This window comes from Aeromicrobium sp. EU05-FHT14F07 (genome assembly GCF_058790455.1).
Window position 1 is genome coordinate 1 of record NZ_JBYTCR010000003.1, and the last position, 18644, is coordinate 18644.

At 72.0% G+C, this 18644-nt stretch carries 16 protein-coding genes and 1 pseudogene; 6 read left to right on the top strand and 11 right to left on the bottom strand.

Going from position 1 to position 18644, the window contains the following annotated elements; all coding sequences use genetic code 11:
* Positions 1–368: pseudogene (locus tag AC3WRM_RS03835) on the top strand (hypothetical protein); the annotation flags it as partial.
* A 133-nt stretch (positions 369–501) separates the two neighbouring features.
* Here the strand turns inward: AC3WRM_RS03835 and AC3WRM_RS03840 are convergent.
* On the bottom strand, positions 502–1002 hold the full coding sequence (locus AC3WRM_RS03840) for a MarR family winged helix-turn-helix transcriptional regulator (RefSeq protein WP_492249550.1): 501 nt from the start codon (positions 1000–1002) through the stop codon (positions 502–504).
* A gap of 355 nt (positions 1003–1357) precedes the next feature.
* On the opposite strand from AC3WRM_RS03840, the gene icmF reads away from it, so the two are divergent.
* The 5 genes from icmF to AC3WRM_RS03865 all read left to right on the top strand — a co-directional run bounded on the left by icmF (position 1358) and on the right by AC3WRM_RS03865 (position 6948).
* Positions 1358–4585, top strand: coding sequence for a fused isobutyryl-CoA mutase/GTPase IcmF (gene icmF, locus AC3WRM_RS03845; RefSeq protein ID WP_492249549.1), 3228 nt, complete (start codon positions 1358–1360; stop codon positions 4583–4585).
* A 118-nt stretch (positions 4586–4703) separates the two neighbouring features.
* Positions 4704–5369: a hypothetical protein gene (locus AC3WRM_RS03850; protein WP_492249548.1), complete on the top strand. Its 666-nt coding sequence runs from the start codon at positions 4704–4706 to the stop codon at positions 5367–5369.
* Between the two features lie 96 nt (positions 5370–5465).
* Complete coding sequence (locus AC3WRM_RS03855; RefSeq protein ID WP_492249547.1) at positions 5466–5966, top strand: acyl-CoA thioesterase; 501 nt, start codon at positions 5466–5468, stop codon at positions 5964–5966.
* Positions 5967–6028: 62 nt separating this feature from the next.
* Positions 6029–6196, top strand: coding sequence for a hypothetical protein (locus AC3WRM_RS03860; protein ID WP_492249546.1), 168 nt, complete (start codon positions 6029–6031; stop codon positions 6194–6196).
* Positions 6193–6948 carry a helical backbone metal receptor gene (locus tag AC3WRM_RS03865; protein ID WP_492249545.1) on the top strand — a complete coding sequence of 252 codons (756 nt, stop codon included), beginning with the start codon at positions 6193–6195 and terminating at the stop codon, positions 6946–6948. The genes AC3WRM_RS03860 and AC3WRM_RS03865 overlap by 4 nt, the downstream gene beginning before the upstream one ends.
* Before the next feature lie 15 nt (positions 6949–6963).
* Here AC3WRM_RS03865 and AC3WRM_RS03870 read toward each other — a convergent pair whose 3' ends face one another.
* The 10 genes from AC3WRM_RS03870 to AC3WRM_RS03915 all read right to left on the bottom strand — a co-directional run bounded on the left by AC3WRM_RS03870 (position 6964) and on the right by AC3WRM_RS03915 (position 18641).
* Entirely contained in the window at positions 6964–8337 is a 1374-nt protein-coding gene (locus AC3WRM_RS03870; RefSeq protein ID WP_492249544.1) for an NAD(P)/FAD-dependent oxidoreductase, read from the bottom strand.
* Positions 8338–8400: 63 nt separating this feature from the next.
* Positions 8401–9432 carry a hypothetical protein gene (locus tag AC3WRM_RS03875; protein WP_492249543.1) on the bottom strand — a complete coding sequence of 344 codons (1032 nt, stop codon included), beginning with the start codon at positions 9430–9432 and terminating at the stop codon, positions 8401–8403.
* Between the two features lie 142 nt (positions 9433–9574).
* Positions 9575–10504: a hypothetical protein gene (locus AC3WRM_RS03880; RefSeq protein ID WP_492249542.1), complete on the bottom strand. Its 930-nt coding sequence runs from the start codon at positions 10502–10504 to the stop codon at positions 9575–9577.
* Between the two features lie 195 nt (positions 10505–10699).
* Entirely contained in the window at positions 10700–13315 is a 2616-nt protein-coding gene (clpB, locus tag AC3WRM_RS03885) for an ATP-dependent chaperone ClpB (protein ID WP_492249541.1), read from the bottom strand.
* Positions 13316–13544: 229 nt separating this feature from the next.
* A complete protein-coding gene (locus tag AC3WRM_RS03890; RefSeq protein ID WP_492249540.1) occupies positions 13545–15149 on the bottom strand; it encodes an FAD-dependent oxidoreductase in 1605 nt (534 codons plus the stop codon).
* Positions 15146–16048, bottom strand: coding sequence for an FAD:protein FMN transferase (locus tag AC3WRM_RS03895; protein WP_492249539.1), 903 nt, complete (start codon positions 16046–16048; stop codon positions 15146–15148). The genes AC3WRM_RS03890 and AC3WRM_RS03895 overlap by 4 nt, the downstream gene beginning before the upstream one ends.
* Complete coding sequence (locus AC3WRM_RS03900; RefSeq protein ID WP_492249538.1) at positions 16045–17280, bottom strand: hypothetical protein; 1236 nt, start codon at positions 17278–17280, stop codon at positions 16045–16047. Before AC3WRM_RS03900 ends, AC3WRM_RS03895 begins: the two co-directional genes overlap by 4 nt.
* A complete protein-coding gene (locus tag AC3WRM_RS03905) occupies positions 17277–17579 on the bottom strand; it encodes a hypothetical protein (protein ID WP_492249537.1) in 303 nt (100 codons plus the stop codon). The genes AC3WRM_RS03900 and AC3WRM_RS03905 overlap by 4 nt, the downstream gene beginning before the upstream one ends.
* A complete protein-coding gene (locus AC3WRM_RS03910) occupies positions 17576–17881 on the bottom strand; it encodes an SAV_915 family protein (RefSeq protein WP_286690740.1) in 306 nt (101 codons plus the stop codon). Before AC3WRM_RS03910 ends, AC3WRM_RS03905 begins: the two co-directional genes overlap by 4 nt.
* 25 nt (positions 17882–17906) lie before the next feature.
* On the bottom strand, positions 17907–18641 hold the full coding sequence (locus tag AC3WRM_RS03915) for a hypothetical protein (RefSeq protein ID WP_492249536.1): 735 nt from the start codon (positions 18639–18641) through the stop codon (positions 17907–17909).
* Positions 18642–18644: the final 3 nt, after the last annotated feature.

Here is an 18644-nt window from a genome sequence, read left to right on the forward strand (position 1 = left end):
ACCTGATCGACGGCACGTGTGACGTGCCCGGCTGCACCCGCCCCGCCATCGCATGCGACCTCGACCACCAGATCCCCTACGACCCCGACCCACCACCCGGACAACCACCCGGGCAGCAACGCGGACCCACCGAAGCGGGCAACTTGCACCACCGCTGCCCACCCCACCACGGACTCAAGACCCGAGGAGCCCTGACCGTCACCCACGACGAGCACGGCAACGCCCACTGGCACCTCCCCACCCGCACCATCCCCGCACAGACCGCGTTCACCCGCGCCTGGAACCGCCAGACCGAACCTCAGGTCGTCGTCATCGAGCACTACCCACGGGTCGCAGCTCCCGTCATCGAGTGGCGCCACGATGCCTGAGGTCGAGCGCACTGCACCACGGGTCCACGTCACCGACGCCCGGACCCTCGGCAGAGCTCGGCCGAGGCGGGATCCCCTCCGCCGGAGGACCAGTCGATCCTCCCGACCACACGGGCGCGGAGCGCCAGCGGGGTCAGGCGCCGAAGTCGACCTGCCGCAGCCCCCGAAGCAGCGCGTACGCCGCCTGCTGATCGTCGGGGTCGAGCTGGGCGACGCCGAACTGCACGTCCATGAGCGCCGCGGTGGCGTCCTCCACCACCCGCTCGCCCTCTGCGGTCAGCGACGCGAAGGTCCGGCGACGGTCCTTCGGGTCCGGCTCGCGGACCACCAGGCCCTGCGCCTCGAGACGGTCGATCGCGTTCGTGACCGACGTCGGGTGCACCATCAGCCGCTCACCGATCTTGCTCAACGGCAACCGGCCCGCGCGGCTGAAGGAGATGAGCCGCAGCACCTCGAAGCGGGCGAACGTGATCCCGTGCGGCTTCAGGGCCGCGTCGAGACGGCTGATCACGAGCTGGTGCACCCGCATGATCGACGTCGCGAGCCGCATGGCCGTCGCGTCACCGATGCGCTCCTCCCACAGCTCGCCTGCCCGCTCGAGCGGGTCGAACGCGAGTCGGGGTTCGGTCGCCATGGCCCGATCATAGGGGGCCGCCGCCCGTGCGGACGGCGTCGACGAGGGTTGCCTCCACCGCTCCGCCTCAGCCAGACTCGGGGCACGCGTACGACGGCAGGGTGACCGTGACGAGCCTCAGTGTCTGGACCGAGCGACTCCGTGAGAGCGGAGCGGACGGGCGTGGCCGCGGCGAGGCGATCGGCGAGGCTCGGTCGTCACACGTGGCGCTGGGGAGCGACGGCGCGGAGGTGCTGCACGACGCCGTCAACTGCCTCGCTGAACAGAAGGACTCCGGCGGGAGCCTGACGGAGACCTGGCGGCCCTCATCACCATTTAGTAGGATGTCCGAGCATCTGACTTCCTAGGAGTTCGCATGACTGCGCTGCACGTGCCCACGCACCCCGTCCGACTCGTCACCGCGTCGGCGCTCTTCGACGGGCACGACGCGTCGATCAACATCATGCGGAGGATCTTCCAGAGCCAGGGCGCGGAGGTCATCCACCTCGGCCACAACCGCTCGGTCAAGGAGGTCGTCGACGCCGCGATCGAGGAGGACGTCCAGGGCGTGGCCGTCTCGTCCTACCAGGGCGGGCACGTCGAGTACTTCGAGTACCTCGTCGAGTCCCTGCGCGAGCAGGGCGCCGGTCACGTGCAGGTCGTCGGCGGCGGGGGCGGCGTCATCGTCCCCGAGGAGATCGCCCGGCTGCGCGCGTCGGGCGTCACGATCTTCTCCCCCGAGGACGGCCAGCGCATGGGCCTCGCGGGCATGATCAGCTCCGTCGTCGAGGCCTGCGACGTCGACCTCACCTCCGCCGGTCCTCTCGACGTCGAGGCCGTGCTTGCGGGTGAGCGCTCCGCCGTGGCCCGCGCCCTCACCTTCGCCGAGGCGGGCCGGCTCACCGGAGCCGACCTCGAGCGCGTCCGCGAGGCCGCCGCCGGCCACCCCTCCCCGGTGCTCGGCATCACCGGCACCGGTGGCTCGGGCAAGTCCTCGCTCACCGACGAGCTCGTGCGTCGGTTCCGCGTCGACCAGCAGGACAAGCTGCGCCTCGCCGTCGTCGCGGTCGACCCCACTCGTCGCCGCGGCGGCGGTGCACTCCTCGGCGACCGCATCCGCATGAACTCCCTCGACGGGGAACGCGTCTACTTCCGCTCCCTCGCCACCCGCGGCTCCCACGAGCTGCCCGACTGCCTCGACGACGTCGTCGCCGTGCTCAAGGCCGCCGGGTTCGACCTCGTGGTCGTGGAGACTCCCGGCATCGGGCAGGGCGACGCCGCGATCGTCCCGCACGTCGACACCGCGATGTACGTCATGACGCCGGAGTTCGGCGCCGCGTCGCAGCTGGAGAAGATCGACATGCTCGACTTCGCCGACGTCGTCGCGATCAACAAGTTCGAGCGACGCGGCGCGAAGGACGCCTACCGCGACGTCGGCCGCCAGCTGGTGCGCAACCGCGAGGCGTTCGGCAAGAAGCCCGAGGACATGCCGATCTTCGGCACGTCGGCCGCCACGTTCAACGACGACGGTGTCACGGCGCTCTACCAGCACCTGCGCGACCACCTCGCCGAGCACGGCCTGCCGGTCGCCGAGGGCACCCTGGCACCGGTGGCCGTGCGGTGCTCCACGGGCATCCAGGCCGTGGTCCCCGCCGACCGCGCCCGCTACCTCTCCGAGATCACCGAGACGGTCCGCGGGTACCACGTGGAGACCGAACGCCTGGCCGACGCCGCCGACCGCGCCCAGCGGCTCGAGACCACGGCCGCCGAGCTCGCCGACGCCGGCCTCGACGCCGTCGCCGTGGAGACGCTCCTCGACTCCGCCCGCAAGCAGATCCCCCACGAGGTCGCAGACCAGATCGCCGGCTGGCCGGCCGTCGTCGAGTCCTACTCCGGCGACGAGCAGGTCGTGAAGGTCCGCGACCGGGAGATCGTCACCCGGCTGACCCGCGAGTCGCTCTCGGGCAGCAAGATCCCGCGCGTCTCCCTCCCCCGGTTCACCGGCCACGGCGACCTGGTGCGCTTCTGGCGTCGGGAGAACCTGCCCGGCTTCTTCCCGTACACGGCGGGCGTCTTCCCGTTCAAGCGGGACGGTGAGGACCCGGCCCGCATGTTCGCCGGCGAGGGCGACCCGTTCCGCACCAACCGCCGGTTCAAGCTGCTCAGCGACGACGGCGACGCCACCCGCCTCTCCACCGCCTTCGACTCCGTGACCCTCTACGGACGCGACCCTGACCCGCGTCCGGACGTGTACGGCAAGGTCGGCACGTCAGGCGTCTCCGTCGCGACGCTGGACGACATGAAGGCGCTGTACGACGGCTTCGACCTGGTCTCGCCCTCGACGTCGGTCTCGATGACGATCAACGGGCCCGCGCCGACGGTGCTCGCGTTCTTCCTCAACACCGTCATCGACCAGCAGGTCGACGCGTTCCGCGAGCGCGAGGGCCGCGAGCCGAACGAGACCGAGCACGCCGAGCTCCGCTCCCACGCCCTGAGGAACGTGCGCGGCACCGTGCAGGCCGACATCCTCAAGGAGGACCAGGGCCAGAACACGTGCCTGTTCTCCACCGAGTTCAGCCTGCGCATGATGGGCGACATCCAGCAGTACTTCATCGACGAGGGCGTGCGGAACTTCTACTCCGTCTCGATCTCCGGCTACCACATCGCCGAGGCCGGGGCGAACCCCATCAGCCAGCTCGCCTTCACCCTCGCCAACGGCTTCACCTACGTGGAGTCCTACCTCGCGCGCGGGATGGACGTCGACGACTTCGCCCCCAACCTGTCGTTCTTCTTCTCCAACGGCATGGACCCGGAGTACTCGGTGCTCGGCCGCGTCGCCCGCCGGATCTGGGCGGTGGCGATGAAGGAGAAGTACGGCGCGAACGAGCGCAGCCAGAAGCTGAAGTACCACGTGCAGACGTCGGGTCGCTCCCTCCACGCGCAGGAGATGGACTTCAACGACATCCGCACGACCCTGCAGGCGCTCATCGCGATCTACGACAACGCGAACAGCCTGCACACCAACGCCTACGACGAGGCCGTCACGACGCCGACGACCGAGTCGGTCCGGCGCGCCCTGGCCATCCAGCTGATCATCAACCGCGAGTGGGGCCTGGCGATGAACGAGAACCCGCTCCAGGGCTCGTTCGTCATCGACGAGCTGACCGACCTCGTCGAGGCCGCGGTGCTGGCCGAGTTCGACGCGATCAACGAGCGCGGCGGCGTGCTGGGCGCGATGGAGACCGGCTACCAGCGGGGCCGGATCCAGGACGAGTCGATGCTGTACGAGCACCGCAAGCACGACGGCTCGCTGCCGATCATCGGCGTCAACACCTTCCGCCGGCCCGACGTCGAGGCCGAGGAGCCCGTGGTCGAGCTGGCGCGGGCCACGGAGTCGGAGAAGCAGTCGCAGCTCGACCGGGTGCACGCCTTCCAGCAGGCGCACCGGTCGAGTGCCGAGGAGGCGATCGCGCGGCTCAAGCACGCGGCGACATCGGGCGAGAACGTGTTCGCGGTCCTCATGGACGCCGCACGCGTGTGCACCCTGCAGCAGGTGACCGAGGCGTTCTTCGAGGTCGGCGGTCAGTACCGGCGCAACGTCTGACCGGGGGCCGGTGGCGGCGCCGACGACTCGTTCGAGTCGCCGGTATCACGATCACGTCCTACCGTGAAAGTCAAGGCCCGATCGCCGATCGATCGAGCTCAGCGACAGGAGCCCCGCCATGACGACCCACGACCCCCGCCCCGAGGCCACCCCGGCCCACCGCGACGAAGCCCCCGCCCACCGCGACCCGGTCGCCGACCGCACCGAGCCGACGCTCGACCGTCGCGAGGTCGTCGACCGTGAGAAGGAGCGGTTCGGCGGCGTCAAGATCGTCTGTGCCTTCTTCGGATGGATCACCGCCACGGGCATGACCGTACTGCTCACGGCGCTCGTCGCCGCGGCCGGCGCCGGCGTCGGCCTCGTGTCCGACACCTCCGACATCACGGATGCCGCCCAGAACCAGGGCATCTCCGCCGACGAGATCGGCTGGGCGGGCGTCATCCTGCTCCTCGTCGTCGTGCTCGTGTCGTACTACAGCGGCGGGTACGTCGCCGGTCGCATGGCCCGCTTCGACGGCATCCGCCAGGGCCTGGCGGTCTTCGGCTGGGCCGTCGTCGCCGCCGTCGTCGTCGCGATCCTCGGCGCCGTCGCCGGCTCGCAGTACAACGTGTTCGACGACCTCAACGCGTTCCCGCGCATCCCGGACAGCCTCTCCGACCTCAGCCTGCAGGGCGTCGTCGCGCTGGTCGGCGTGGTCGCGACGGCCCTCGTGGGCGCTGCGCTCGGCGGTCTCGCCGGGATGCACTTCCACCGCAAGGTCGACAAGGCCGGTCTCGGTCGCTGACCGGCGCCGACCGGTCCCGCTCTCGCACCCCACGGTCCCCGCGGCCGTGGGGTGCGGTGCGTCCGGGGCTCGACGTGTGCCAGGTAGCGTCGGGCCGTGACGACGATCCCCTCGTACGACCAGGTCGCGAGCCTGACCACCGTCCACGAGCACGTGGTCGGCCCGGAGCACCTCGACGAGAACCGGCACATGAACATCGCGCACTACTTCACGTTCGGCGGCTCCGCGATCTGGGCCCGCCACCAGCGCGACCTGGGCATGTCCGACACCTACATCACCGAGCGGGGGCTGACGACGTTCACCGCCGAGCAGCACCTGCGCTACCTCGGGGAGTCGGTCGAGGGCGACAACATCGGGGGCGGCGTCGTGGTCGTCAACCGCAGCGACAAGGTGCTGCACGTCGCCGCGCTGCTGACCAACCACACCCGGCGCGAGCTGTCGTGCGTGATGGAGGCGGTCACCGTGCACGTCGACTTCGCCACGCGTCGGCCCGTGCCGTTCCCCGACGACGTCGCCGCCGTGCTCGACGCAGCGATCGAGGGAGACAGACCCGCGTGGGAGCTGCCGCTCAGCGGAGGGCTGGGTGTCCGACGCTGACCCGCTCGGGAGGCGCCGGTCGCGCCCGTCGGGTACGAAGGAACCAGACGAGAGGAGTGCCCGTGCTGGCGTGGGGTTTCATCATGGTGGCCGTCGTGGTCGTGCTGGTCGTGGCCGGCCTCGGGATCGCGGCCGCGTCGGGCCGTGACGGCGCGGAGCGGCGCAGCGCGATGGCGGAGGCGCGCCAACGGGCGCAGGCCCGCCGGGAGGCGCGGTCGGACGAGGCGTGACCCTCGACGACCTCGGCCACGACGTCGCCGTGCCCACCGAGGCGCGACGCGTGGTCAGCCTGGTCCCCTCGATCACCGAGGGACTGGCCGCCGCACGACCGGCCGCCGTCGTGGGGGCGACCGACTGGTGCACGCACCCGCACGACCTCGACGTCCTGCGCGTGCGCGGCACCAAGAACCCCGACCGCGCCGCCGTCGAGGCGGCCCGACCCGACCTCGTGGTCACGAACCAGGAGGAGAACCGCGAGCTCGACGTGCAGCGGCTGCGCGACGCGGGCGTCGCCGTGTGGGTGACGCGGATCGAGACCGTCGACGACGCGTTCGCCTCCCTCGATCGGCTGTTCACCGAGGCGCTCGGCTGGGGCGAGCCCGCGTGGCTCGCGGACGCCCGGGAGCTCTGGTCGGCACCGGCACCCACGCCCCGAGGGCGGGTGGCCGTGCCGATCTGGCGCGACCCGTGGATGGTCGTCGGGCCACGCACCTTCACGGCCGACCTGCTGCGCCGACTCGGGTGGGAGGTGACGACCGGCCCAGCGGCCGACCCACACGAGCGCTACCCGCACGTGGAGGTGAGGGACCTCGACACCTCCGACATCGACCTCGTCCTGCTGCCCGACGAGCCCTACATGTTCGGTCCCGACGACGGGCCCGAGGCGTTCACGACCGCGCCGACCCGACTCGTGTCAGGGCGGCTGCTCACCTGGTACGGGCCGTCGCTCGTCGAGGCCCACGAGGTGCTGGCCGACCTGTGAGCCGGCCGACGGACGTCAGGCCTGGTGCTCGTGCTCGTGCGCGGCGGCCTTGCGCTCGAGGACGCGGCGCTCGGCCTTCTGCTTCTCCAGCGGCGTGATCTCGAGCTTGTGCTTGGACACGACGTACGGGGTCTCGCCCACGATCGCGTTGTGACTGCCCGAGAAGAGGTACTTGCTCGACAGGTTGATGAGCGTGGCGAACCGGTTGCGGTTGCCCAGCAGCGTCGCGATGTGCAGCGCCACCCAGATGATCCAGGCGGGGAAGCCGGTGAGCTTCGGCGCGTGGGTGATCTCCGCGACCGCCGACGACTTGCCGATGGTGGCCATCGTGCCCTTGTCGGAGTACTTGAACGGCTTGACCCGGTCGGCCTTGCCCTTCGTGGTGGCCTTGATCAGCTTGGCGACGTGCTTGCCGCCCTGGATGGCGGGCTGGGCCAGCTGCGGGAGCGGGTCGGGACCGATCGCGATGTCGCCGATCGCGAAGACGTCGGGGCGGTCCTTCACGCGCAGGTGCTCGTCGACCTCGATGCGGCCACCGCGGCCCTGCGGGACGTCCCAGTCGAGGACGGTCGGGTGCGCGGTGACGCCCGTCGCCCAGACGACGATGCCGGCCTTGAGGAACTCGGTGCGACCCTCGGCCTCGACCAGCACGCCGTCCTCGCGGACCTCCTTGACGGCCGTGTTCAGCCGCAGGTCGACGTCGCGCTTGAGCAGCGAGCGCTTGGCGTACTCGCGCAGCTTCTCGTCGAACGGGCCGAGCACGTGCGGCGCCATCTCCAGCAGCGTCACGTGGATGCGGGCGCGGTCGAGCTCGGGGTAGGTCGTCGGCATGTCGTTGTTGCGGAACTCGGCGAACGCGCCGGCCGTCTCGACGCCGGTCGCGCCACCGCCGACCACGATGATGCGCAGGTCCTCGTCCTGGCCGTTGATCGCGAACTCCTCGAGGTTCGCGAACAGCCGGTCGCGCACCTGCAGCGCCTGCGAGCGCTTGTAGAGGGGCAGCGAGTACTCCTCCGCGCCGGGGGTGCCGAAGAAGTTGGTCGTGACGCCGTTCGCGAGCACGAGGTAGTCGTAGGAGACGGACACCTCGCCGTGCAGGCTGAGCACCTTCGACTGGTGGTCGATGCTCGTGACGATGCCCTTGAGGAAGCGCACGTTCTTCTGGCCGGCGCGCACCGCACGCAGGAACCAGGTGATGTCGCCGGGGTTCAGCGAGGCCGTCGCGACCTGGTAGAGCAGGGGCTGGAACGTGTTGTAGGTGTGCCGGTCGATGAGCGTGATATCGACGTCGGCACGCTTGAGCTTGCGGACGAGGGAGAGCCCTCCGAAGCCACCTCCGACCACGACGACGTGGGGGCGCTTGGAGCCGGGAACGACGCTGTTGCTCATGCCTCCAACCCTACTCGCGGCGGACGTTCGGCCGCCTCTCGGCGAGGGGGTCGGTGACCTGGGTCACTCCCTCGAGAGCCAGGCGCGCGACTCGGGCCGACGCAGCTGGACGATGACGACGACCGCCGCCGCGCCGGTGACGACGCCCAGCGGGAGGAAGAAGACGGAGAGGGCGATGGTGACGGCCGCGACGACGACCAGCGCGGTCCCGCCGGCAGGCGCCCGACGGACGACGGCGAGGGCCGCGACGACGCCGGCGAGGCACGCGACGAGCCAGACGATCGCGGACACCCGCAGCAGCTCGATCATCTCGTCGGCGCTGATGCCGGACGAGCGGACCAGGTCCCGGGCGAGGCCGGGCTCGGTGAGCGCCGTGCGGTAGGCGTCGGCCCCGACCGTCGTGACGAGCAGGAGCAGCAGGCCGAGCAGCGCCACGACGCCGCACGACACGAACGTGGTCACGACGGCCACCGTGACCGACCGCGGCCGGGCGGCGGGGACGACCGGCGCTGGCTGCGCCGAGGGGTGGGTGGGGGTGGTGGTCATGACGGTCTCGCCCGACGCCTGGTCCAGCGGGCGACCGCCGGGGGCGGCCGAGCGGGACGCGAACGGGTCGGTGCCCGCCGGGGGCGGCGCCGGGACGTCGGCCGCGGGCCGACCGTCGACCTGGTCGAACCAGCGTCGCGCCTCAGGGGTCCACAGCGACCAGCCGCACAGTCCCGCGAACGCGGCCGGGAGCAGCCCGGGCAGGCCCAGCGTGGCGAGCACCACGAAGGCGATGCCGCAGAGGATCGTCAGCATGACCCGCGACGTCCGGTGCCCGCGGGCCGCGTAGACCGCGAACACGGCCCCGGAGGCGGTGAGCACGATGCCGACGTAGACGGCGTAGCGCAGGTAGTCGAGCGCCTGGTCCATGCCGAGGCCCAGCTCCTTGACCGGCTCCTGCGCGAGCGCGTCGCGGACGGCGTCCTGCAGCTCGATCGAGCCCCACGAGGAGAGCGCCGACACGAGGTTCACGAGCAGCAGCCCGCACCCGACCCCGACGAAGATGCAGGTCAGGGTGAGCGCCGGTGGCCTCGGGGGGCGGTCTGCCATGCCCACCACCCTAACGAGGCCGCGGCTGTCGGCCCCCGGCGCACGAACCGACCACGGATCTCTCTGCGTTCTGGTCGTGCCGGGACGGATCTATCTGCGGTCGCGTAGCCCTGGCGACGAGAACACAGAGACATCCGGATCCTCAGCAGGGGAACCGACCACCGCGCGGCACCGGGAGCAGTCGCCAGTCGGGAAGGCCGGTCCAGCCGCGCGCCCTCGCCATGCGCAGCAGCTGCTCGCCGACGTCGCGCGGACGGCGCCTGACCGCGAACGAGGAGAACGCCAGCTGCACATCGCCGCAGATCACGATCTCGTTCGATCGCTCGAGGTCGCGGTCCCACCGCTCCACCGCGAGGTGAGGGATGCCGTGCACCTCCACGCCGAACCCGAGAGCGTCGCTCCAGACGTCGAGGAAGTACCTCCCACCGCCACCGCGGACGGGTCGTTGCCGGGTCGGCCGGGGCAGTCCTGCAGCACGCCAGATCGCAGCGAAGTCGCGCTCGGGGAGTGACTGGATCCCGCCTCCGGCATCGAGCACCGACGCGAGGACCACAGCCCGGTGCCGACATGGTCCCCGCCGCGTCAGCGCCTCCCTGAGGTGGCGGGTGGTGGTGATCCCGCCCTGGATCGCCGCGATCACCACCCACCGGGCGAATCGCTCCTCGGAGCTCCACGACGCGGAGTCGAGCACCGACCGCGCGGGCCGCGTCCGCCGCGGCAGACGACCAGGGTGCACGTCCCGTTCGTCGAGCTCGCCCGACCAGTGGACGCGCGCGTCGGGCCAGGAGGGGCGGCGAGCGCCCAGCGGCAGCACGACGTGGACCCGGCGGTCCAACAGGTCGAGGCCGTCGTGGCGCAGGGCCGACGGGCCGCCGAGCACGGCACGGGGGACGCTCGAGGCGAGCGCGACCTCCTCCTGCTCCCCCGGGCTCAGCGGCCCGTTGTGCATCACGACGACACCTCGACAGGGGCGCTGCCACTGCCCGGCGGCGACCCGGTGCCGCACCGCCCCCGCGCCGACGGCGGCGTTCGCCTCCGTCACCCTGAGCACCGAACCGTCACGTCGCGTCATCCGTCCAGCGTGGAAGACCCGCGCGCGCCGCCCCAGGGCTCAGCCGTTCGCTGTGGACGACCGAGCCCGCGCTAGGCGAGGCGGTGTGGACCGGACCACGAGGACGACGGATCTCTCTGCGTTGTCGTCGCTATGACTTCGCGAACGCAGAGAGATCCGTCCCCAGAACCGCCAGAACGCAGAGAGATCCGTGCGTCAGACGGCGGTCACGGTCAGGGCGTCGGCCGGGACGCCGTCCGGGCCCACCTCGCGGTCGACCCGCACCGTGTCGCCGTCGCGCACCTCGCCCGCCAGCAGCGCCTTCGCGAGGCGGTCGCCGATCGCCTGCTGCACCAGGCGCCGCAGGGGTCGGGCCCCGTAGGCGGGGTCCCAGCCCGTGAGCGCCAGCCACTCCTTCGCCGCGTCGGTCACCTCGAGCGTGATCCGTCGAGCCGCGAGCCGGCGCCCCAGCGAGGCGAGCTGCAGGTCGACGATGTGCGTCAGCTCGGCGGTGCCGAGCGGCTCGAACGTCACGATCTCGTCGAGCCGGTTCAGGAACTCCGGCTTGAACGACGCCTTCACGACGTCCATGACCGCGTCCTTCTTCGTCTGCTCGTCCAGCGACGGGTCCGCGAGGAAGGCCGAGCCCAGGTTGCTGGTGAGGATGAGGATGACGTTGCGGAAGTCGACCGTGCGGCCCTGGCCGTCGGTCAGCCGGCCGTCGTCGAGCACCTGCAGGAGGATGTCGAACACCTCCGGGTGCGCCTTCTCGACCTCGTCGAGCAGCACGACGGAGTACGGGCGCCGTCGCACGGCCTCGGTCAGCTGGCCGCCCTCGTCGTACCCGACGTAGCCCGGAGGGGCACCGACGAGTCGCGACACCGCGTGCTTCTCGGCGTACTCGCTCATGTCGATGCGCACCATCGCGCGCTCGTCGTCGAAGAGGAACTCCGCCAGCGTCTTCGCCAGCTCCGTCTTGCCCACACCGGTCGGACCGAGGAACAGGAACGACCCGGTCGGGCGGTCCGGGTCGGCGATGCCGGCGCGGCTGCGACGCACCGCGTCGGACACGGCCGTCACGGCCTCGCGCTGGCCGACCAGACGCTTGCCGAGCTCCTCCTCCATCCGCAGGAGCTTGCCCGTTTCGCCCTCGAGCAGACGACCCGTGGGGATGCCGGTCCACGACGCGACGACCTCCGCGATCTCGTCGGCGGTCACCTCCTCGTTGACCAGCCGGTCCGTGCCGTCCCCGGCCTCGCGCGCCGACTCCGCGGCCTGCGCGGCGGCCAGCTGCGCCTCCATCGTCGGGATCTCGCTGTAGAGCAGACGCGCAGCGGTCTCGAGGTCGCCCTCGCGCTGGGCGCGCTCGGCGGCGATGCGCACCTCGTCGATGCGCTCCTTGATCTCACCGACCGCGTTGAGGCTCTGCTTCTCGCTCTCCCACCGCTGCTCCAGCGCACGCAGGGTCTCCTGGCGGTCGGCGAGCTCGCTGCGCAGCTTCTCGAGCCGCTCACGACTGGCGTCGTCGGTCTCGTTCTGCAGGTGCAGCTCCTCCATGCGGAGCCGGTCGACGGCGCGCCGGAGCTCGTCGATCTCCACAGGACTGGAGTCGATCTCCATGCGCAGCCGCGAGCCTGCCTCGTCGACGAGGTCGATGGCCTTGTCGGGCAGCTGGCGTCCGGGGATGTAGCGGTCGGAGAGGGTGGCTGCCGCGACGAGCGCGGCGTCGGCGATGGCGACCTTGTGGTGCGCCTCGTAACGCTCCTTCAGGCCGCGCAGGATCGCGATGGTGTCCTCGACCGACGGCTCGCCGACCAGCACCTGCTGGAACCGGCGCTCCAGCGCGGGGTCCTTCTCGATGTTCTCGCGGTACTCGTCGAGCGTCGTCGCACCGATCATGCGCAGCTCGCCGCGCGCCAGCATCGGCTTGAGCATGTTGCCGGCGTCCATGGCGGAGTCGCCCGTGGCGCCCGCACCGACGACCGTGTGCAGCTCGTCGATGAAGGTGATGACCTGGCCGTCGGACGCCTTGATCTCCTCGAGCACGGCCTTCAGCCGCTCCTCGAACTCGCCTCGGTACTTCGCCCCCGCGACCATCGCGCCGAGGTCGAGGCTGATGAGCCGCCGTCCGCGCAGCGACTCGGGCACGTCGCCGTCGACGATGCGCTGCGCCAGCCCCTCCACGACGGCGGTCTTGCCGACGCCTGGCTCGCCGATGAGGACGGGGTTGTTCTTGGTGCGGCGACTCAGCACCTGCACGACGCGGCGGATCTCGGCGTCACGACCGATGACCGGGTCGAGCTTGCCCTCGCGGGCGACCGCGGTCAGGTCGACGCCGTACTTCTCGAGCGCCTGGTAGGTGTCCTCGGCGTCGGCGCTGGTGACGCGTGCCCCGCCCCGGACCGTCTGGAAGGCGGCTCGTAGCGCGTCGGGCGTGGCGCCGTGACCGGCGAGCACGTCCTTGGCCGGTGAGTCGACCGTGGCGACCCCGACCACGAGGTGCTCGGTCGAGATGAACTCGTCACCGAGCTCGCCGGCCAGGTCGGCCGCGCGCTGCAGCACCTCGTGGGTGCTGCGGGACAGACCAGGGTTCTGGACGCTGCTGCCCGCCGCCGACGGCAGCGCGTCGACGACGGTCTTGAGCTCCGACCTCACGACGCCGGCGTCGACGCCCGTGGCCTGCAGGAGCGGCACGGCAGTGCCGCCGTCCTGGGCGAGGAGGGCCGTGAGCACGTGGGCGGGCTCGATGGCCGGGTTGCCGGCCGCAGCCGCCTGCTGCATCGCGGCGGCCAGCGCCTGCTGGCTACGGGTGGTGAGGTTCGAGAGGTCCATGGGCTGCTCCTGATGCGTCCTTCCGCCGGCGTGGTTCGCCGTACACCCAGAACAACATCATGAGACTTGAGTCCATTCCACTCAACTCTGGGCCGCGAGATCCGCGTCGAGAGCCAGCCGGTTTGGGTGGGGCCCCACGCAAACCAGCTCGCCCCACCGCAAACATGCGCCCGACATGCACGTTTGCGTGGGGCCCCACGCACACGGGCACCGGCTGGGAGGGGGTGCGTCAGTAGCCGGAGAAGTAGTCGGTCCGGACCCGGGCGCACCGACGACGCAGGTCGCCGCGGACGGCCGAGACCATCGCCGGCGGGCCGGACACGTAGGCGACGCGCTCCGCGGCGTCGGGCACCGCCTCGGCCACCACCTCGCCCGAGACGAACGGTGCCGCCACGTGCGCCCAGTCGGCCGGCAGGTCGGCGGGAGGCTCGGGCGAGACCAGCACGACCCGCACGCCGCTCGCGACCAGCTCGTCGCGGTAGGGCACGACGTCGCCGTCGGGCAGGCCGTAGACGAGCACGACGTCGCGCGCCTCGCCCGCGCGGAGCTGGCTGAGGAACGGCGTCACCCCGATCCCGCCCGCCACGAGCAGCAGCGGTCGACCGCCGCGGGGCCAGACGAAGTCGCCGTGGACGCCGGTCGCGTGCACCCGCTCGCCCTCGCGCAGCCCGACGAGCGCCTGCTTGAACGACGACGCCGGCTCCGGCACGCGCAGGGCGACGCTCAGGTCGCCGGCCTGCGGGGGCGAGCTGATGCTGAACACCCGCCGCACGCCGCGTCCGTCCACACCGCGGTGCGGCAGGTGCAGCTCCAGGTACTGGCCCGGGACGAACCGCACCGGACGGGTCGGCCGGAAGGTGACCTCCCACGTGTCTCCCGCGAGCCGACGCGTCCCGGTCGTCCGGAGCACCACCCCCGTCCGTCGGGAGAGCGCGAACGCGACCAGGTTGCCGACGACGATCGCCAGCTCGGGGGTCATGGTCAGCGGGCCGAACGTCGGCGCCTGCAGGCCGAGCACGTCGGCGAAGGTCGGGAAGCCGAGCAGCACCGCCATGACCGCGGCCACGAGCCACTGCTGCCCGCGGCGGGGCGGCAGCGTGAGCGGCTCGGTGACCATGAAGCCGGCCATGAAGACGATCGGGTAGGAGTACAGCGCGGTCTGCCAGGCCTGCGACAGCGGCGTGCCGAAGCCGACCGTCAGGCCGACCAGCACGAGGGTGGCGGCGACGACGACGAACACGAGCCCCACGTCGAGGCGTCGGGTCCGCCACAGCACGAGGAGCGCGCCGACCGCGACGAACGGCAGCAGCGCCTGGGTGGCCGCCGTCTGCCAGAGCGCGTTGATTGACGACTCCCGCCCGACCGCCCACTGGGCGACCACGACGAGCAGCGCTCCGGCGGCCGCCGGGTTGAGCACGTGCCGACCTCGCCACGCGAGCACGTACTTCGACGCGTTGGCGAGCACGGCGGCCGCCGCGAGCCAGAGTAGGTTGGCGACCCCGACGCCCGAGCCCGACCCGGCGGCGGCCTCGGGCAGCGGCACGAACAGGAAGAACAGCAGCAGCGCGGTGATCACGGCCGACTCGTCGTGCGGGACGCGACGCCACACGAGACCGAGCAACCGGTTCGCGGCGACCGACACCACCAGCAGCACCGCCAGGGCGGCGAGGTTGCCGAGCGTCGAGAGCCCGTCGATGACGCCCGTGGACGTGAAGAGCAGGTAGACCGCCACGATCGCCGACAGCACGATCGTCGTGAGGCGGTACATGCTCACCCGACCGAGGATCGCGTCGACCGAGGGCCTCGGTCCGGTGCTCGTGCGACTCGTGCTCATGTGAACAGCTCCCCAGGGAGGTCGGGCGACCGCAGCACGCGGCCGTCGGCGTGGATCCGGACGAAGTGGTGCGGGTGGAGGTCGAGCAGCGTCTGCGGGTCGGCGAAGAAGTGCGCGGTGGCCAGGCCGTCGGCGACCATGCACGACCCGTCCACGAGGGCCCAGCTGGCGACGACGTCGCGGGTCGGCCGGCCGGTGCGGCCGTCGACGACGTGGTGCAGTCCGTCGCCCCACATCCGTCGGTTGACGGCCGACGCGCAGAGCGCCTGACCGTCGGCGACCTCGACGACGCCGACGGCGCGAGACGCGTCGCCCGGGTGCTCGAGGGCGACGCGGATCGGGGGGCCGCCGACGTGTCGCAGGTCGCCGCTGCCGTCCACCGTCGCCTCCTCGACACCGTGGTCGGCGAGCACGTCGACGACGAGGTCCACCAGCAGACCCTTCCCCGCAGCCCCGACGTCGAGCAGCAGCGGGCGGGTCGTGGTGACCTGTCCGCCGCCGACCACGAGCGTCCCGTCACGACGGACGCGCGACCAGTCCTCGGGCACCTGAGGACGACCGGACGGCTGCAGCGAGTACCCCGCGTCGTACCCGAGGTCCTCCAGCGACCGGCCGACGAGCGGCGTCACCGCTCCGTCGGTGGCGGTGTGCAGGTCGTCGTAGAGCGTGATCAGGGCGTCGGCCCCCTCGAGCTGCCAGGTGCCCGGCTCACGCGCCATGGCGGCGACGGTGGAGTCGGCGAGGAAGCGCGACCAGGTGCGGTCGAAACGCTCGAACTGCGCGAGCACGGCCGCCTCGACCTCCGGCGCGAGCGGCTGCGCGGTGTCGATCTCCCACGCCGTCCCGATCGCCTCGAAGTCCCACGCCACCGTCGCGGCGCGCGGACCGACCCCGGTCAATCGAACCAGCCGCCCACGGCACTGACGGCGCCGCCGATGCCGTCGCCGATCGCCGAGGCGGTGTCGCCGAGTGCCTCGACACCCTCGGACAACGCCTCGCCGACGTCGGGGCCGTTCTCGAAGAAGGAGTCGATCATGCCGTCGGAGAAGATCGCCACGCCGGCACCGATGATCGTCCCCGCGACCGCGCCGACGGCCGTGCCCGCGACCGGCACGACCGAGCCGATCGCCGCTCCGGCTGCGGCTCCCGTGCCCATGCCGGCGAGGAAGGACACGCCCTGCGACGTCGCGATCTGGGGAGCCGTCTCGCCCTCGGCGTAGTCGTTGTAGACGCCGAGCCCGAGCCCGATCACGCCGAGCGCCTTGCCGACCCGGCCGAGGTTGGCCGGCAGCCGCGACTCGCCGGCGGCGTTGGCCCGGGCGAGCAGGTCCTGCGCCTCGTCCAGCTTGCCGGCGATCGCCAGGCGGTCGGCCTCGAGCCGCGCGGTGTCGACCCGCTCGAAGAAGAACCAGCGACGCTGGACGTACCGGTCGGGGTTGGCCTGGAGGTCGGCGATGGCGCGGGACGCCTCGTCGAGCAGACCCTGCGCCTGGGTGCGCAGCGCGTTGGCCCGCTGGCTGGCGACACCAGCGGCCGCACCCTCGCCGACCGCCTCGGCGAGGCTCAGCAGCCAGCTGGCGTGCTGACCGGGGGTGTACTGGTCCTGCAGGGACCGGCAGGCGGTCTCGTAGACCCGGTCGACCCGCGAGGCCTCGGTCTGCGCGGCCGCGTAGGCGGTGAGCTTGTCCTGGTGCGCGTTGTACTCGGCGACCCGCTGGTCGTGCGCGGCCACCTCGGCCTCCGTGCCCTCGAAGTGCTCGGGAGGTCGTGCGGGACCGTCGCCGGGGTGCTGCACGACGAACCCGGCGACGGTCAGCCCCGCCTCCCGTGCAGTGCTGCGGACGTCGGCCATGTCGCTCTGGCACGTCGTCAGCGACGTCGCGAACTCGTCGAGGTCGCCCGCCATGTCCCGTGCCGCCCCGGCCAGGTCGTCCCCACCCGTGCGGAGCCGGCGCGCGACGTCGAGGAACTCGTCCCCGGCCTCCCCGTTCCAGGAGCCGAGCGCCGACGACCGCGCCGTGCTCGCGGCGTCGGCGGCGGCGTCGAGAGCCGTCGCGAGCGTCTGGCGGAGCCAGGTCGCGACACCCTTGACGCTGCTCGGCGAACCCTCGATCTCGGTGTCGATGCTCACCGTCCGCCCTCCTCCTGCATGGTGGACCGGATGTCCTCCAGGGACACCTCGGCATCGGCGTCCGCCCGCTGGTAGTACTCGCGGCTGAGGCCGACGAGGGTGCCCGTGCCGCTCAGCCCGTCGGCGACGTTCGCGGCGCTGTCGATCACCTGCGCCACCATCGAGGCGATGACCGCGGTCATCGGTCCGGCGTCGACGCCCGACGACCCGGCGGTGTCGATGCCGCTCAGGGTGGTCCCCGCGTCGGCCAGGTCGGTGGCGATGGTGCCGAGCACCGCCAGGTCGACGTCGATGCTCATCGTCGGGCCTCCTCACCGTCGCGCAGGCCGGGGTCGAGGTCGAGGAACAGGAGGTCGTACGGGGTCTCGTCGTGCACGCGCTGCAAGGTGGCGACGTCGCACAGCAGCCACGGCACGTCGGGGCGGTAGAGGTCGTGCAGCCGGTCGATCGCGGAGTACACGAAGAGGGCCGTCCGGCCGTCCTCGAGGGTGTGCATCTGCACCTCCCGCAGGCTCGGGTCGTCGGCCGCGCTCGTCGGCACGTACACGACGGGCGGCAGGGCGGGCCGGCCTGTTCCGGCCTGTACGAAGGGCTGGGTCATCACGTCTCCTCCTGGTCGGGTCGGGTCAACGGCGGGGCCGCGCGTCGTCGTCGAGCTGCTCGCGCAACCATGCGGCGAGGTCGTGCGGACCGACTCCCATGAGCGACGTGTCGACACGCAGCTCGCCGGGTCGGGCGCGCGCCCCTGCTCGGAAGCCGAGCGGTGGACCCGAGCGGCTGGTGGGGCCGTCGACGAACAGGCCGCCGCTCCAGGGCCGCACCGACTCGACGTCCGTGCGGGGGATCCGGGCGCGACCGGCCGCACTGTCGTGGACCACGTGCTGGTCGGTCAGCCAGAGCGCGTCGACCCGACGGCGGCCGACCAGGACGAGCACCACGCGCACCGCGAACCAGGCCGTGGCCACCAGGGCCGGGACCCACAGGGCCGCCCAGGCCGAGCCCGACGCGACGCCGATCGAGCTCACCACCGCACCGAGTGCGACGAGCCCGACGTCGAGCGACACGCTGTGCACGAACGGGCCGGACCACGCGCGCACCCCCCGGGCCGGTCTGCCGTCGACGGTGGCCTCACGCAGCCCTGGGAACGCGCGGGTGCGCAGCCGTGCGACCGCGAGGACGCCCGCGCCCAGCGCCGCGAACAGCGCGTAGACGGCCAGCGCCTGCATCGCCACCACGTCGGCGGGCACCTGGGTCAGGATCACGGCCGCGCCGGCCAGGCCGAACACGAGGATCGCGAGGTCGGCGCCGAGGTCGGCGCGCCTCGCCCGACGGTCGTAGGAGGTCGTCTCGGCGTCGCCCATGAC

What these genes read in the sequence shown, in the direction of transcription:
- AC3WRM_RS03840 (WP_492249550.1), bottom strand. Translation starts at nt 1,002, where the DNA reads ATGGCGACCGAACCCCGACTCGCGTTCGACCCGCTCGAGCGGGCAGGC.
- icmF (WP_492249549.1), top strand. Translation starts at nt 1,358, where the DNA reads ATGACTGCGCTGCACGTGCCCACGCACCCCGTCCGACTCGTCACCGCG.
- AC3WRM_RS03850 (WP_492249548.1), top strand. Translation starts at nt 4,704, where the DNA reads ATGACGACCCACGACCCCCGCCCCGAGGCCACCCCGGCCCACCGCGAC.
- AC3WRM_RS03870 (WP_492249544.1), bottom strand. Translation starts at nt 8,337, where the DNA reads ATGAGCAACAGCGTCGTTCCCGGCTCCAAGCGCCCCCACGTCGTCGTG.
- AC3WRM_RS03875 (WP_492249543.1), bottom strand. Translation starts at nt 9,432, where the DNA reads ATGGCAGACCGCCCCCCGAGGCCACCGGCGCTCACCCTGACCTGCATC.
- AC3WRM_RS03880 (WP_492249542.1), bottom strand. Translation starts at nt 10,504, where the DNA reads ATGACGCGACGTGACGGTTCGGTGCTCAGGGTGACGGAGGCGAACGCC.
- clpB (WP_492249541.1), bottom strand. Translation starts at nt 13,315, where the DNA reads ATGGACCTCTCGAACCTCACCACCCGTAGCCAGCAGGCGCTGGCCGCC.
- AC3WRM_RS03890 (WP_492249540.1), bottom strand. Translation starts at nt 15,149, where the DNA reads ATGAGCACGAGTCGCACGAGCACCGGACCGAGGCCCTCGGTCGACGCG.
- AC3WRM_RS03905 (WP_492249537.1), bottom strand. Translation starts at nt 17,579, where the DNA reads ATGAGCATCGACGTCGACCTGGCGGTGCTCGGCACCATCGCCACCGAC.
- AC3WRM_RS03910 (WP_286690740.1), bottom strand. Translation starts at nt 17,881, where the DNA reads ATGACCCAGCCCTTCGTACAGGCCGGAACAGGCCGGCCCGCCCTGCCG.
- AC3WRM_RS03915 (WP_492249536.1), bottom strand. Translation starts at nt 18,641, where the DNA reads ATGGGCGACGCCGAGACGACCTCCTACGACCGTCGGGCGAGGCGCGCC.